General features: G+C 63.2%; 16 protein-coding genes and 1 pseudogene. 9 read left to right on the forward strand and 8 right to left on the reverse strand.

Going from position 1 to position 14,770, the window contains the following annotated elements:
- The first annotated feature begins 7 nt into the window (after positions 1-7).
- From F3J17_RS02370 to F3J17_RS02385, 4 genes are all read left to right on the forward strand, one after another.
- On the forward strand, positions 8-931 hold the full coding sequence (locus F3J17_RS02370; RefSeq protein ID WP_167053399.1) for an SMP-30/gluconolactonase/LRE family protein: 924 nt from the start codon (positions 8-10) through the stop codon (positions 929-931).
- 11 nt (positions 932-942) lie between these two features.
- On the forward strand, positions 943-2,187 hold the full coding sequence (locus F3J17_RS02375; RefSeq protein WP_167053402.1) for an alpha-hydroxy acid oxidase: 1,245 nt from the start codon (positions 943-945) through the stop codon (positions 2,185-2,187).
- 77 nt (positions 2,188-2,264) lie between these two features.
- Entirely contained in the window at positions 2,265-3,422 is a 1,158-nt protein-coding gene (locus tag F3J17_RS02380; protein WP_167054439.1) for an aldose epimerase family protein, read from the forward strand.
- Between the two features lie 72 nt (positions 3,423-3,494).
- A complete protein-coding gene (locus tag F3J17_RS02385; protein ID WP_167053404.1) occupies positions 3,495-3,935 on the forward strand; it encodes a hypothetical protein in 441 nt (146 codons plus the stop codon).
- Between the two features lie 7 nt (positions 3,936-3,942).
- Here F3J17_RS02385 and F3J17_RS02390 read toward each other — a convergent pair whose 3' ends face one another.
- Complete coding sequence (locus F3J17_RS02390; protein ID WP_167053406.1) at positions 3,943-4,908, reverse strand: helix-turn-helix domain-containing protein; 966 nt, start codon at positions 4,906-4,908, stop codon at positions 3,943-3,945.
- A 110-nt stretch (positions 4,909-5,018) separates the two neighbouring features.
- Here F3J17_RS02390 and F3J17_RS02395 point away from each other — a divergent pair, with 110 nt between their 5' ends.
- Positions 5,019-5,309, forward strand: coding sequence for a muconolactone Delta-isomerase family protein (locus F3J17_RS02395; RefSeq protein ID WP_167053407.1), 291 nt, complete (start codon positions 5,019-5,021; stop codon positions 5,307-5,309).
- A 165-nt stretch (positions 5,310-5,474) separates the two neighbouring features.
- Here F3J17_RS02395 and F3J17_RS02400 read toward each other — a convergent pair whose 3' ends face one another.
- Genes F3J17_RS02400 through F3J17_RS02415 form a run of 4 tightly spaced genes read right to left on the reverse strand, consistent with a single transcriptional unit; the run spans position 5,475 to position 8,481 of the window.
- Positions 5,475-6,572 carry an FAD-dependent oxidoreductase gene (locus tag F3J17_RS02400; RefSeq protein WP_167053409.1) on the reverse strand — a complete coding sequence of 366 codons (1,098 nt, stop codon included), beginning with the start codon at positions 6,570-6,572 and terminating at the stop codon, positions 5,475-5,477.
- Positions 6,569-7,258 (reverse strand): cupin domain-containing protein, encoded by a 690-nt coding sequence (locus F3J17_RS02405; protein ID WP_167053411.1) that lies wholly within the window; start codon positions 7,256-7,258, stop codon positions 6,569-6,571. Before F3J17_RS02405 ends, F3J17_RS02400 begins: the two co-directional genes overlap by 4 nt.
- Before the next feature lie 54 nt (positions 7,259-7,312).
- Complete coding sequence (locus tag F3J17_RS02410; protein ID WP_167053413.1) at positions 7,313-7,657, reverse strand: carboxymuconolactone decarboxylase family protein; 345 nt, start codon at positions 7,655-7,657, stop codon at positions 7,313-7,315.
- 44 nt (positions 7,658-7,701) lie between these two features.
- Complete coding sequence (locus F3J17_RS02415) at positions 7,702-8,481, reverse strand: SDR family NAD(P)-dependent oxidoreductase (RefSeq protein WP_167053415.1); 780 nt, start codon at positions 8,479-8,481, stop codon at positions 7,702-7,704.
- Between the two features lie 132 nt (positions 8,482-8,613).
- Between F3J17_RS02415 and gcvA the strand changes: the two are divergent.
- Positions 8,614-9,513: pseudogene (gene gcvA / locus F3J17_RS02420) on the forward strand (transcriptional regulator GcvA); the annotation flags it as partial.
- Here the strand turns inward: gcvA and F3J17_RS02425 are convergent.
- The 3 genes from F3J17_RS02425 to F3J17_RS02435 form a co-directional block, all read right to left on the reverse strand.
- Positions 9,479-9,955 (reverse strand): acetyltransferase, encoded by a 477-nt coding sequence (locus tag F3J17_RS02425; RefSeq protein ID WP_167053417.1) that lies wholly within the window; start codon positions 9,953-9,955, stop codon positions 9,479-9,481. The pseudogene gcvA and the gene F3J17_RS02425 overlap by 35 nt on opposite strands.
- Before the next feature lie 33 nt (positions 9,956-9,988).
- On the reverse strand, positions 9,989-10,888 hold the full coding sequence (locus F3J17_RS02430) for an NAD(P)-dependent oxidoreductase (RefSeq protein ID WP_167053419.1): 900 nt from the start codon (positions 10,886-10,888) through the stop codon (positions 9,989-9,991).
- Between the two features lie 94 nt (positions 10,889-10,982).
- Entirely contained in the window at positions 10,983-11,900 is a 918-nt protein-coding gene (locus F3J17_RS02435) for an alpha/beta hydrolase (RefSeq protein ID WP_240160722.1), read from the reverse strand.
- A gap of 131 nt (positions 11,901-12,031) precedes the next feature.
- On the opposite strand from F3J17_RS02435, the gene F3J17_RS02440 reads away from it, so the two are divergent.
- The 3 genes from F3J17_RS02440 (at position 12,032) to F3J17_RS02450 (ending at position 14,740) form a co-directional block, all read left to right on the forward strand.
- Complete coding sequence (locus tag F3J17_RS02440; protein WP_167053421.1) at positions 12,032-12,952, forward strand: LysR family transcriptional regulator; 921 nt, start codon at positions 12,032-12,034, stop codon at positions 12,950-12,952.
- 82 nt (positions 12,953-13,034) lie between these two features.
- On the forward strand, positions 13,035-13,709 hold the full coding sequence (locus F3J17_RS02445; RefSeq protein ID WP_167053422.1) for a histidine phosphatase family protein: 675 nt from the start codon (positions 13,035-13,037) through the stop codon (positions 13,707-13,709).
- Positions 13,710-13,723: 14 nt separating this feature from the next.
- Positions 13,724-14,740 (forward strand): phosphotransferase, encoded by a 1,017-nt coding sequence (locus F3J17_RS02450; protein WP_167053424.1) that lies wholly within the window; start codon positions 13,724-13,726, stop codon positions 14,738-14,740.
- The last annotated feature ends 30 nt before the right edge of the window (positions 14,741-14,770 follow it).

Here is a 14,770-nt window from a genome sequence, read left to right on the forward strand (position 1 = left end):
GCACTGCATGTTCTATCTCGATCAACCGCCGCGCGTTATCGAAACGCGCGTATTTTCCTCGATGCCCGGCAGTTTTCGCCAGAACGGCGTCGGCTCGGCCTGGGCCAACGCCAACAAGGCGGGGCAGAGCGTCGATAGCTTCCTTGAAGGCCCGGCGTTCGACGCGCAGGGCCGGCTGTATGTGGTGGATATTCCGTTTGGCCGTATCTTCCGCATCGACCGAGAAGGCGAATGGGCACTCGTGGCGCAATACGATGGCGAGCCGAACGGTCTGAAGTTTCATCCTGACGGCCGCATTCTGATCGCCGACTATCGCAACGGCATCATGCAGCTCGATGCACAAAACGGAACCGTGGAGCCGTTGCTGGTCTCACGCAATGGCGAGTCGTTCAAGGGCTGTAATGACCTCGCGATCGCGGCCAACGGCGATATCTATTTCACCGATCAAGGGCAAACGGGTCTTCAGGACCCGACAGGCCGCGTCTATCGCCTGCGCGCCGATGGGCGGCTCGATTGCCTGATATCGAACGGCGTGAGTCCGAATGGTCTCGTGCTCGATCCGTCGGGGCGCACGCTGTTCGTGGCGATGACCCGTGACAACGCAGTCTGGCGCGTGCCGCTGCTCGATAGCGGCGGGACTGCGAAAGTGGGGCGCTTCTGCTCGCTGTTCGGCACGAGCGGCCCGGACGGCCTGGCGATGGATGAAGCGGGCAATCTGTATGTTGCGCACGCTTCGCTTGGGCAGGTGTTCGTTTTCGCGCCCAACGGTGTGTGCATCGCGCGCGTGAAATCGTGCGCGGGCGAAACGGTGACCAATCTCGCGTTCGGTGGCCCGCAGCGTCGGCAGATATTCATCACCGAATCGAAGAGCGGTTGTGTCCTCGTCGCCGACGTGGAGCACCCGGGTATCGCGTTGCCTCGTCTGCCTTGAACGGGTGTGCCATGACTGCCGCCTTCAGCCTGAGCGACTATCCGCTCGCGAATCACTCCGCGCCGCGCACGGGGACGTCTGCTCGCATTCCGCGCCGCCTTGCAAGCGTGCTTTCGCTCGCCGATTTCGAAGTGGCCGCGCGCCGCCATCTACCACGGCCGATTTTCGCCTATGTGAGCGGCGGCTGCGAAACCGATCGCTCGCTGCGCCAGAACCGCGCGGCGTTCGAGGACTATGACTGGGTGACGCGCGTGCTCGTGGATACGTCGCGCCGCACGCTGGATACGACGTTGTTCGGTCATACCTATGCCGCGCCGTTCGGCATTGCGCCGATGGGGATCAGCGCGCTTTCGGCGTATCGCGGCGATTTGATCCAGGCGCAGGCGAGCGCGCTCGCCAATGTGCCGATGATCATGAGCGGGTCTTCGCTGATCCGCATGGAAGACATTGCAGCCGTCAACCCCCAGGCATGGTTCCAGATGTACGTGCCGGGCGACGCTGAGACCATCGCGGCGCTGGTGGACCGTGTTGCGCAGGCGGGCTTCGGCACGCTGGTGTTGACCGCCGATGTGCCTGTCTCGGGTAATCGCGAGAACAATCTGCGCGCGGGCTTTTCGACGCCGTTGCGTCCGGGTCCACGGCTCGCGTGGGATGGGCTGACGCACCCGCGCTGGCTGTTTGGCACGGCGCTGCGCACGTTGTGGCGACACGGTATGCCGCATTTCGAAAACTCGCGCGTGGGACGCGGCGCGCCGATTCTCTCATCGAGCGTGTTGCGCGACTTTGGCGCGCGCGATCATCTGAGCTGGGAGCATCTGCAACTGATCCGCAAGCGCTGGCGAGGCACGCTAGTGGTAAAAGGCATTCTTCATCCCGACGATGCACGCCGCGCGCGCGAACTCGGCGCGGATGGGCTGATCGTGTCGAATCACGGCGGACGTCAGCTCGACGGGTCGATTGCGCCACTGCGCGCGCTGCCTGCGGTCGTCAACGCCGTGGACGCTGATTGTCCGGTGATGATCGACAGCGGATTCCGGCGCGGCGGCGATGTGCTGATGGCGTTGGCGCTAGGGGCGCGGGCGGTGTTTATCGGCAGGCCGTTCAATTACGCGGGCGCGGTGGCAGGAGATGCCGGAGTGCTGCATGCGTTCGCGATCGTGGCGGCGGAAATGCGGCGGAATATGGCGCTGCTCGGGGTGACACGGCCTGATGCGCTTGGGCCGGGAAATCTTCGGGCGCGTAACGCAAAGTCGTAGTTTCCCGGTCAGGCGTGGCGCTTGCTTCATCGCGGGACTAACCCCGGAGAACATCGATGGAGCATTCTTGCGCTCTCATGCGTCGCGCGTGTGCCGCTGCGCTGCTGTCCTGCGCCTCATGCGGTGCGGCATTCGCTGCCGACGCTGCCGCAGCCGCTTCCAGCGTCGCGCTGACCCAGGCGCCTTACGGCTCCACGAAAAGCGGCCAGGCCGTCACGCAATACACCTTGAGCAACGCCCACGGCATCAAGCTCAAGGTCATCAATTACGGCGCAATCGTCACTGAACTCGATACGCCCGACCGTCACGGCCAGGTTGCCGATATCGTGCTGGGTTTCGGTTCGCTCGCCGATTACGAAGCGCATAACGGCGACATTCATTTCGGCGCGACCATCGGCCGCTATGCGAACCGCATCGCGAAGGGGCGTTTCACGCTCGACGGACGCGAATGGACGCTTCCCGTCAACGATGGGCCGAACACGTTGCACGGCGGACCTGACAGCTTTGATACGAAACTGTGGAGGACGATGCAATCCGGCGGCGATGGCCAGCACGCAAGCGTGACGCTGCGCTACGTGAGTCCCGATGGCGAGAACGGCTTCCCCGGCACGTTGACGGTGGATGTGACCTATACGCTGGGCAACGACGATACGGTGCGCATCGACTATCGCGCGCAAACCGACAAGGACACCGTCGTCAATCTCACCAATCACAGCTATTTCAATCTCGCGGGCGAGGGATCGGGCAGCGTCGAGCATCAGATGATCCAGATCGCCGCGCAACGCTATACGCCCACGGATTCGACCTCCATTCCGACCGGCGAGATCAGTCCGGTGCAAGGCACGCCGCTGGATTTGCGCGAGCTTACGCCGATTGGCGCGCAACTGCGCTCGTCGTTCGAGCAGATGCGCATTGCGCGCGGCTACGATCAGAACTGGGTGCTCGACCACGGTGCTCGGGCGCAGCCGGGCTTCGCTGCGCGCGCGTATGATCCGGCATCAGGACGCATGCTCGACCTGTACACGACGCAGCCCGGTTTGCAGTTTTATACGTCGAACAGCCTGAATGGCGGCGCGGTGGGGCGTTCAGGCGTGAGTTACCGGCAAACCGATGCATTTGCGCTGGAGGCGCAGCATTTCCCCGATTCGCCGAATCATCCTGCATTTCCGACGACTGAATTGAAAGCAGGCGAGACGTTGCATGAAACGACGGTCTGGAAATTGGGCGCGCGGTGACGTCGCCGTGTCGTATTGCTGCCTTAGTGCAATAGCAGAATCGAGCCGTTTAGATCGACAGGAAATCCCATCATGGCCGAAATCAAACCCATCCCCGCCGATGTCAACAACGAGATCGCGGAACTCGCCAGCATCGCGCTCACGTTGCTGAAACTGGACAGTGCGAGCCAGCCGGAAGCCGTCGTTGCCGCGATTACCGATTTTGTGCGCGACTGCAAAGACAAGCGTTCACCTATTCCGGATGACGAAGTATTTGCGCTGGGCGCGCTCCTGGGCAGCCAGTATGTTCGCGGTCTGCAGTGGCATTGGGGATCGGTGGTCTGGGATTTCGACGAGCAGAACGGTGCGATTGGCGTGCTCAATCACGACAACTCTCTGTTTACCAATCCTGTCGGCTGGGTCGATCAGGTCTTGAAGTCCGATGGCGGCGTGCCGTTCATGTTGAGCTACAACATGATCGTCGCCAATCAGACGCCCGTGTTCGAGCCAGATAGCGCAACAGGTCTTTACTGAGGCTGACTCAAAGCAGATCCGCCCGAAGGTCGCGCACGCCGCGTCCCAGCCGTTGGCGCAACAGCGTGCGCAGGGTTGCGCCGTCTGCATAACCCACTTCGGTGGCGATCGCTTCGATATCCAGCCCGCTGCCATGCAGCAGCGATTGCGCGCGCTCGACGCGCAGATCCTGAAAGTACGCGAGCGGTGATTTACCCAGCACTTCCTGGCAGCGTCGCTGCAACGAACGAGGGCTTGTCGCCAGCGCTTCGGCCGCGTCCTGGAGCGAAAAGCCATTGCGTAACGCCTTGCGCGCCCATTGCTCGAAGCGCTGGATCAACGGATCGTGCTGCGCGAGATGATTGGGGATGATGTACGGCGCTTGCGAGCTACGGATATCCGCCAGCAAGTAGCGCGAAACGAGCGCAGCCAGTTCCGGGCTGGCCTGGCGGATCAGCCAGAGCGCGAGATCGAGATGGCCCATCGCCGCGCCCGCCGTCACGCCGATATCGCTGACAACGAGCATGCGCGATTCGTCGAGCTTGACGAGCGGATAACGCTGGCGGAACAGCGGCGCGAGCGACCAGGTGCTGGTGGCTTCGCGTCCGTCGAGCAGACCCGCTTCGGCCAGCACGAAGGTGCCAATGCATGAAGCGGCGATGCGCGCGCCTTGCTCGCGCCACTGGAGCAATTGCGCCTGCGCATCGATGACATCGGGTCTTGCGAGCGCTGGGAGCAGCAATTCGGGCGTCGTGGCGTTGAGCGCCGGCACGACCACCCAATCCGGTTTGAGCGCGGGCGTGATGGCCTGCACGGGAATCGTGAAACCGTGGCCCGAACGGACCCTTTTGCGCACACCCACTACCATCACGTCGAAACGCGGCGTGCCGCCCAGCGCGCGTGCCGAGAGGCCATTGGCCGCGCGCAGCGCGTCGAGCGTGACGGCCAGGCCCGTATCGAACAATCCTTCCAGCGCGAGTACACAGATTTTCATGGCGTAAATGACCACAAAGTTGTCATTTGCGACGATACCTCTTTCCCGGTCCGAAAGCTACATTGCTTCCCGTTGCATGCCGCAACGCCGATAAACAACGGAGAAGACTCATGAAGGTATTCGCGATTGGCTCGATCACCAAGCCGCCCTCGCCGGAGCAGCAACCGCAGGTCATGGCGAAAGAGGTCCCTGCCACCTTGCAGCTTTATCTCGACGGAAAAATCGAACAGTTCTGGTTTCGCCAGGATCGTCCGGGGGTGTTCTTTCTGATGGATGCGCAAAGCGTTGAGGAGGCGCGCGCCGCCGTGCAGGCGTTGCCGCTCGCAGCAGGCGGCTTCATGACTTTCGAAATGACGCCGGTGGGTCCGCTTGCGCCGCTTGGGCGGCTGATCCAGAAGTAAGGCGTTCAACGCGATTTAAAGGCCGCCATGAGGGCGGCTTTTAAATCGCCGACTTGTGTTGTCAATCGACATCAGCACTTCGCCGTCGCAGGGCACGGGGCTTGTGACGCTCGACGCGTTCGAGAACGCCGGGTTATGCGATCTGCGTCGCGCGGTAAGCGGATTTTATGATGCGCTTTCCATGAACATCGTACCGATCGCTGCTTCGGCGGCGTCGATGGCTCCGGCGAGATAGCCTGGATATCGCGTTGACCATTCACTACCGATTCCTGCCAGGCGTCCGCGCCATGCGCCGCTGATCGGGGCGCTTTCCGGCGCACCCCAATGATGGGGCGTAGCGGATCGATCCGCCGCCGTTGCGGTGAGATTGGCCGCCGCCCAGTCCTTGATAACTTCCAGGCGCGGCTCGGCGGCTTCCTTGCCAAACAGCCGCACCAGTTGCGCACGGCAAGCGGCCAGAAGCGCTGCTTCGCCCACTCTGGCGCGCAAATCGGTGGGAAGACCGATAAAGCCAAACAGCGCGGCGTCGCCCTTGACTGTAGCAGCGTCGTGAATCTCGGCGAGCGGGCCGCTCGCGCTGCGCGCTTCGCCAGACAGGCCGCGCTCGCGCCAGAACGCGCGCGGGTAGACCGCGAGATACTTCGCATGCGGCGCCATCCATGTTGGCGTCTCGCGCCATGCGTTTGTCAGGGCATCGGGCAGCGCCGGGCTGAACTCGATCGACGCCACAGCAAGACGGGGCGGCAAGGCCAGCATTACACGGTCGACACGGTATGTCGTTACTCGACCTTGCGGATTCGCTGCGTGGATGTCGATGCCATCGCGCTGCGCGGCGATGCGCGTGACGCGCTGCTCGCCATGCAAGCGTTGAGGTGCGAGCCGCGCTTGTATCGCTTCGGTGAGCGCAGACATGCCGCCCACGAGTCGCATCGCCGTAGGCGCGCCCGGATAGCCTCGCGTGCGCGTGGGCGGTATGTCAGGCGAGCGTTCGATCAAGGTATCGCCGGTCTCGTGCTGTGCGAAGCGCTCCAGCCCGAGTTCACACACCTGATGATCGAGTTCTGGCTGGATTTCAGGCCAGAACCAGGTCGGACCCAGATCGAAGCGGGCGTCATCATGACCCGCCGTTACGGTTTCAATGCGTCCGCCGAATCGCCCAGCCGCTTCGAGTAGCACGAAGTCCTCGATGCCGCGCGCTTGCAGACGCAGCGCCGCATAGAGTCCCGCAAGCCCGCCGCCGATGATGCCAATACGTGCGTTCATTGCGCGCCTCCTTCCGGCAGTCCGCGAAACGCGCCCGTTTTCAGATATAGCGTCGCGCCTTCAGCGCCAGCCTTCACATCGCGATGCACACCTGCGGGCAGACGCAGCCAGCTGCCTTGCGCAAGGCGCGTGATATCGCGAACGGAAACTTCACCGTCGAGCACCAACAATTCAGCGCCTTTCACAGCATCGGCAAATATCCGTTCATGAGCAGATATCCGCACGAGCGCAACGCGCTCCTCCGCGTCTTCAAAGAGCGGGCATATCGCACGGCCGTGTTCGTGTATCCATGCGTTGGGCGCGTGCGTGTCGATACGCACGCTCTGTGCTTCAGTGGCCGCCATCTGCCTGAGTTTGACGAAGATAACGGCTCCGGCCTCGCTGGCGGGCTGATGAGAGGAACCCGGCGGATTGCGCAGATACCATCCGGCGGGATAGTGCTGGTCGCCTTCGGAAAGGCAGCCGGATAACACGAGAATTTCCTCGCCGCCATCGTGCGTATGGCGTGGAAAGTGCGAGCCGCGCGCATAGCGCACGATACTCGTGGCGCGTGCTTTTTCGTGATTGCCTGATGCACTGACGCGATCGAGCATCACGCGCTCGACGCCAGTTTGCGGCGAGCGTACCCATTCGTAGCGGTCTCCCGCGATAATCGCGCGGCGCGCAAAGTCGGCGTTGACAAGCATGAGCGTATTCCAGGGCGCAGCGCCGGCAGCGAGTGTGCCGACGCCGGATGTCGATCAATTAGCAGGAAGCGCAGCGTGCGCGTCAAGCACGCGTGCGGAGTAGGTCAGCGCAGCGCCCGCGTTCAATGCAATGGCTACGCCAAGCGCTTCGGAAATTTCCTCCAGCGTTGCGCCGTGTTCGACGGCCTTTTTTGTGTGCACGGCGATGCAGCCGTCGCAACGCGTGGTCACGGCGACGGCCAGCGCGATCAACTCGTGGATCTTCGGTTCGAGCTTTGCGGTTTTGGCTGCGGCGTTGTCGATGGTCATCAGGCCGCGCACCACATCGGGAGAAATCTTCGCGTAGTCGCCAACGCGTTCGAGCAATGCGTCGCGGTAGCTATTCCAGTCCTGCATCATGATGGTCGAATCCAGTAGGTGATTAAAGGGCTTCAAAGAAGCGCTTACGCGTGGCGTCCTGCCATGACGCCGCCGTCCACCGGCAGCACGGTCCCCGTGATCCACGAAGCCTGCGGCGAGGCGAGGAACAGGATGGCTTCGGCGACGTCGGCGGGCTGGCCGTTGCGCCCGAGCGGATGGAACGCGTTGAACGCGGGCAGGGTGGCCTTCACCTCGTCGTCGCTCATAAAGGTGTTGTAGACCGGCGTTTCCACCACGCCCGGCGCGACGGTATTGATGCGGATATGGGATGCCGCAAGCTCGATCGCCAGATTGCGCGTGAGCGCATGAACGCCCGCATTGGCGGCGGAATAGGCCGCTGAAGGTGTCGCGCCAATCGCCTGCAAGGCCCACAGGGAACCGGTCTGCACGATCGCGCCGCCGCCGCGCAGTTGCATCGCCCTGGCTGCCGCCTGAGCCATGAAGAACTTGCCCTTGAGAATCGTGTCGAGAAAGCCGTCGTATTCGGTCTCGGTCACGTCGAGAAAGGCCTTGGGCCGGAAAATGCCCGCGTTGTTGACGAGAATATCCACGCCGCCGAACGCCTGCGTGGCGAGCGCGACCAGCGCGCCGGCCGTTGCGGGCAGCGCGATATCGCCGGCCAGATAGCGCACGTGTGCGCCACTCGGGTCGATCTGCGCGGCAGCGACCTTGAGCTTGCCTTCGTCGCGTCCGCCGATCACCACGTTCGCGCCTGCTTTCACGAGTCGCGCCGCGACTTCCTTGCCAATGCCCGATCCGCCGCCCGTGACAATAGCGACCTGATTAGAAAAACTGTTGCTCATGACCAACTCCTCGAATTTTTTCAGGGGGCAGAGAGGAAAGATTTGATCTCTGCATTGAGCGTATTCTGGGCGGCTGCACGACGAGACTCAAATGAGATAATCTGCGCTTATCTGATAGAAAATCTTTCAAACATGGCGACGCCGGTCTATCTCAATGCGTTGCGCGCCTTCGAGGCGAGCGCGCGCCACCAGAGTTTTTCCGCCGCGGCGGCAGAACTCCATGTCACGCCTGCTGCCGTTGGACAACTCGTGCGCAGTCTGGAGGAGTGGCTCGGCACGCCGCTGTTTGCGCGGGGCACAGGTGGCCGCGCGCGACTCGTCGCCACCGAAGTTGCCGAGCGTGCGTTACCCGATATCCGCGCGGGTTTCGATCGCCTGACCTTGGGTCTGGAGCGCTTGAAAGAAGGCGCGGCGAACGGCGTGCTGACGGTGACGGTCAGCCCGGCGTTCGCGGCGAAATGGCTGTTGCCGCGTATCGAGGGTTTTCATGCGCAGTATCCGGACACGGACGTACGGCTCGATACCAGCCTGAAGCTGATGGATTTCGCCGCTCAAGGAATCGATATTGGCGTGCGCTATGGGGCGGGTTCGTGGGCCGGACTGACGGCGGAAAAGCTGATGGAGGAGGAGATCTATCCCGTGTGCTCGCCAGCGCTGGCCAGGCAAGGCAAATGGCGCGCGCCGCGCGACCTGGCGCGCGAGACCTTGATCCACGATCTTTCGGTGGACAGCCATGCGGGCTTTGCAACGTGGGACGCGTGGTTCGAGGCTGCGGGCGTGCAGGACGCGGCCACACGGCGCGGAATGAAGATCAACAACTCTGCGGCGGTATTGCAGGCCGCTATCGACGGGCAGGGCATTGCGCTCGCGCGCAGCGTGATGGCGCGTGACGATCTGGCCGCCGGGCGCCTCGTGCGTCTGTTTCCGCAGATTGCGTACGGTTCTTCGCTGGCTTACTACGTGGTGTATCGGCCCGAATGTGCGAGCTTGCCCAGACTCATTGCGTTTCGCGACTGGTTGATGAAGCAGGCGCGGGATTCGCAGAAAAGCGCAGATGCACCAGCGGATAGGCGCGGCCCTGGCCGTCGCGCTCCGAGCGGCCGCGGCGCACAAAGCCGAGCCGCTCGTAAAAAGCCGTCGCCTGATGGTTCTGCTCGTTGACGTCGGTGGTCAGCGTGGGATGACGGGCGAGCGCGGACGCTACTAGCTTCCGCCCAGCGCCAGCGCCATGATGCGCCGGGTCGACAAAGAGCGCTTCCATGTGGCTACCATTCAAAAGCATGAAGCCGATTGCCTGGTTATCCTGATCGACTGCAAGCTCGAGCGGCGCAGAAGGCAGAAACGTCGCAACTTCGGCGTCGATGGCGAGCCGGTCTTCGGGCGACAGGAAATGATGGGTCGCATCGACGGCGTCGCGCCAGATTTGCAGCACGCGTGCGCCGTCGGCGGGTGTGGAGGGGCGAAGGGTAATCATGGAGTGTGGGATGAAGCGGTGAGACTGTAGCTGTCAGGATCGCGCATGAGGATCGACGGCCGCCGTGCGTTGCTCGATCGCGCGTACGACTGCGACCATGTCCTGCTGGCCGAGACCCAGCGCTTCCGTTTCACCGTAAAGCGCGTGACAGATATCGAGGAGCGGCGAGGCGATGTTCGCGCTGCGCGCCGCTTCAGCCACGAGGCGCGCGTTTTTCAGTACGTCGGTGATGGCGGCCTGCACGGAGAAGTTCTGTGCGGCGAGTTTGTCGATCTTGATGCGCGAAACGTCGCTGGCCATGGGACCCGCATTGAGCACGTTCGCAAACAAGGCGAGATCGATGCCGTGCTTTTGCGCGAAATGCGTCGCTTCGCTCAGACCCGTGACCATCGTGATGAGGTACAGGTTGACAGCGAGTTTCATGGTCAGCGCGGCGGGCACGGCGCCGCACACGAAGCTTTCGCGGCACAGCGGCCGGACCAGCGCGCGCACCGCTTGCACATCGTCGTTTGCGCCGGCGAGCATGACGACGAGCTGCCCCGCCTCGGCAGGCTTGCGCGAACCGGAAACCGGCGCTTCGACATAGCGGCCGCCTGCGGCTTCGATGGCCCCGCCCAGCGTGCGCGAATAGTCCGCCGAATTCGTTCCCATATTCACGATCACGTGGCCGCGCACGCGCGCGCCGAACGCGGGCGTGCCACGCCCGAGCACCGTGTCGATGGCCTGATCGTTGGCCAGCATGAGGATGACGGTGCTGCAGGTGGCGAACACGGCGTCCGCATGTTCGGCGGTGCGCGCGCCGGCCTCGCGCAGGGCGTCGTAGTGCTCCTTCGAACGGCTCCAGACCGCGAGCGGCGTGCCCGCGCGCGCGAGATTGAGGGCCATCGGCGTGCCCATCACGCCCAGCCCGATAAACCCGGTTTCCATTTGCATCGCGTGGCTCCTGGGAATTCTGGGAGATCCTGGTAGAGCGGCGCGCATCGCCGCGCGACCGGACGGCGCATAGGATACCGGGCGCGCGAAAATGCTAGCGCGACCGTGTACGGCGCGCGTTGTGGTCGATGGCGTCGATGAGCGTATCGTTCAGCGCTTCGGGCAGGTCGTGACCCATGCCGTCGATCAGCAGGAAATCGGCGTCTGGGATCGTATTGGCCGTGTCCGAGCCGCATGCTGGCAAGATGAGCGGATCGTCCGCGCCGTGGATGACGAGCGTGGGTGCATCGATGGTTGCAAGTTGCGAACGCCGGTCGCCCGCGGCAACCAGCGCTGCAAGCTGCCTGCCGAACGCGCCGGGATCGTGCGCGTATCGGCGCTCTTCACGCAGCAGGTCGCGATGGCGTTGCTCGTCGAAGGGGAAGGCCGTACCGGCGATGCGGCGCGCGAACGTCAGGCTGTGTTCGACGAACGCGGCGTCGGCCGGCAATCCCGCCGGGCGCGGATCGGGTGCGGGCCGCATCATCAGCGCCATGACGTCGGGCGCGGCCTGCGGCAGCGCGGGATTGCCGGTGCCCGACATGATCGATACGAGTGAACGCACGCGCGCACGATGCTCGCTGGCGAGAATCTGGGCGATCATGCCGCCCATCGAGCGGCCGACACAATGTGCGTGCTCGATGCCGAGCGCGTCGAGCAGCGCCACGGCGTCGGCGGCCATGTCGTAGAGGGTGTAGGGCAACGCCGGACGCTGGCCGCTAGTCAGCATCGCGACCAGGCTGCCGATATCGGGCGCGGTGGCGTGGCTTAAATGCGTCGATGCGCCCGCGTCGCGATTGTCGAAGCGGATCACGCGATAGCCGCGCGCGGCCAGCGCTTCGCAGAACGGCACGCTCCAGCGCAGCCGCTGGGTGCCGAGCCCCGATATCAGCAGCATCGCCTCGCTATGCTCATCACCAAACGTGTCGTAGCCGAGGTCGACGCCATTGGCCTGAATTCTGTCCGTCATCATCGTCAACTCATTCCGGAGTCATGGGCCTATTTTTACCCGGGTAAAAATAGAAGTCAAATGCCGTGATCCGGCGCGCGGTATAGTCGCGCTCAACTTGCCTGCTCACCCGCCCCGCGCCGGAAGAACCCCGCATGCCGCTCTCCAGGATCGACCTGAATCTCTTCATCGTTTTCGAAGCGGTCTATCGCACGCGCAACCTCACGCGCGCCGCGGAACTGCTGTTCATCACCCAGCCCGCCGTGAGCAATGCGCTGGCGCGCATGCGCAAGACCTTCGACGATCCGCTCTTCGTGAGCACGCCGGCGGGCATGGTGCCCACGCCCGTTTCGGAGAACATCATCGGCCGGGTGCGCGAAGCGTTGCAGTTGCTCGATTCGAGCACGCATGCGGGCGAGCGCTTCGATCCGGCGACCTCGCAGCGCACGTTCCGCCTGAGCATGAACGACCTCACCGAGGCGATGTTGCTGCCCGCGCTCGAAGAGGTGTTGCAGCGTCTTGCGCCCGGCATCCGCATCGAGAGCTATTTCACGACGCGCCGTGAAGTGCCGGAGGCGCTGGCGAGCGGCGAGGTCCAACTGGCGATCGACGCTCCGCTGATCGACGATCCGCAACTGGAACAGGCGCCGCTGGGCAGCGACCACTATGCGTGTCTCGTGCGCCAGGATCATCCCTTCGCGAAGAAAAAGCTCACGCTCGACGATTATCTGAGCCTGGGCCATATCCACATTTCCAGCCGCCGCCAGGGGCCGGGCCTGGTCGATTCCGAACTGACGAGGCTCGGGCTTCGCCGCAACATTCTCACGCGCGTGCAGCACTATCTGGTCGCGCCGCTGATCGCCATGCGCACCGACCTCGCGCTGACCGCGCCGCTCACGCTGCTGCAACGCTATGACGCGCGCATTCTGAAACTGCCGTTCGACCTGCCGGGCCTTGAGTCGCACGGCTACTGGCACCGCAGCGTGGCTGGCGATCCCGCGCATCGCTGGCTGCGCGAGCAGATCGCCAGCCTGATGCGCAAGAAGAACCTTCAGCCGTTCGACCATCACCGTTAGTTATGGTGGCGTATAAATAGAATAAACTTCCTGAATGCCGCGGGGCCCGTTATCGTCTCAGCAATCTTCACGCGAGGACGGCATGGCGGATCTCTATCTGGTACGGCACGGGCAGGCGTCGCTGGGCGCCCAGAATTACGACGCGTTGTCGCCCTCCGGGCGCATTCAGTCGACGTGGCTCGGCGAATATTTTTCGCAGGCGGACATGCAGTTCGACCGCATCGTCACCGGCACGATGCGTCGCCATGAGCAGACCGCCGAAGCGCTGCTCGAAGGCATGCGTGCGCCGAGGGTCGACGTCGTGCAGGACGCCGATCTCAACGAATACGATTTTCACGCGCTGTTCAAAGCGCTCGAATCGAGCGGCCTGATGCCGCCCGCGCCCGCCGACGGCAACCTCAAGCACTTCTATAAAGCCCTCAAACACGCGCTGCTGCTGTGGTCGGAAGACCGCTTGCCGGGCGCGCTGCCTGAAACCTGGCATCAGTTTCAGGCGCGCGTGGCGCGTGCTCGCGAGGCGATCCAGCGCATGGGCGGCAAGCGCGTGCTGGCGGTCAGCTCGGGCGGCGCCATCGCCGTATTCACGCAACAGATTCTGGAGGCGCCGGCTTCTGCTGCTATCGCGCTCAATATGCAGATTCGCAACAGCAGCGTGAGCCAGTACGTCTTCAACGAAAGCGCGATGTCGCTGGTTGGCTTCAACGCGCTGCCCCATCTCGAACGCACCGAGCGCCGCAAGCTCGTCACTTATGGTTGATTTGCACTTCACGCATGAATAGCCCAATTCAATTCGACATCGACACACTCACGCGCTATCTGGTGGCGCACGTGCCGGGGTTTCAGGAACCGGTGACTTTCGAGAAGTTCGCGGGAGGCCAATCCAATCCCACCTTTTTGCTGACAACGCCTGGTGGGCGCTACGTCCTGCGACGCCAGCCGCCAGGCGCGCTGCTCAAATCCGCGCATGCAGTGGACCGCGAATACCGGGTGCTGAAAGCGCTGCATGAGACGCCAGTTCCGGTCGCGCGAGCGCTGCATCTGTGCGAGGATCGCGACGTTATCGGCAGCCTGTTTTACGTAATGAGTTTCGAGGATGGCGAGACATTCTGGGACCCGGCGTTGCCCGAAGTAGGCGTCGAACGCCGTGGCGCGTATTACGATGCCTTGATCGAAACCATGGCGGTGCTGCACGATGTGAACGTCGATGCCGTTGGTCTGGCGGATTATGGACGTGCAGGAAATTATTTCGCACGCCAGATCGATCTCTGGACCACACAATATCGCGCCGCGCAGACGGGTGAGCTTGAGGCCATGGAAGCGCTGATCGCCTGGCTGCCAGCACATTGTCCGGCGGAATCCGGCAAGCCCACGCTCGTGCATGGCGACTTCCGTATCGACAACTTTATCTTTGAGCGCGGCACGCCACGTGTGCGCGCGGTACTCGACTGGGAACTGTCTACGCTAGGCAATCCGCTCGCCGATCTGGCGTACTTCTGCATGTGCCTGCGCTTGCCGCGTCACGGCCATATCGCGGGGCTGGCGGGATTGGATCGCGCGGCGCTGGGTGTGCCCGACGAAGAGGCGATCGTCGCGCAGTACTGCAAGTTGCGTGGTATCGACGCGATCGGGAACTGGAATTTCTATCTGGCCTTCAGCTTCTTCCGCCTCGCCTCGATTGCACAAGGGGTGAAAAAGCGCGCACTGGGCGGCAACGCATCGAACGACAAGGCACGGCAGGTCGGCGAAATGGCGGGCGCGCTGGCGCAAATGGGCGTTGCGTTGATTTAAAAGCAAATCACTATTCAATCCGAACAAGCA

The sequence above is a fragment of the Burkholderia sp. Ax-1719 genome (assembly GCF_011753055.1).
Lineage (GTDB): Bacteria > Pseudomonadota > Gammaproteobacteria > Burkholderiales > Burkholderiaceae > Paraburkholderia.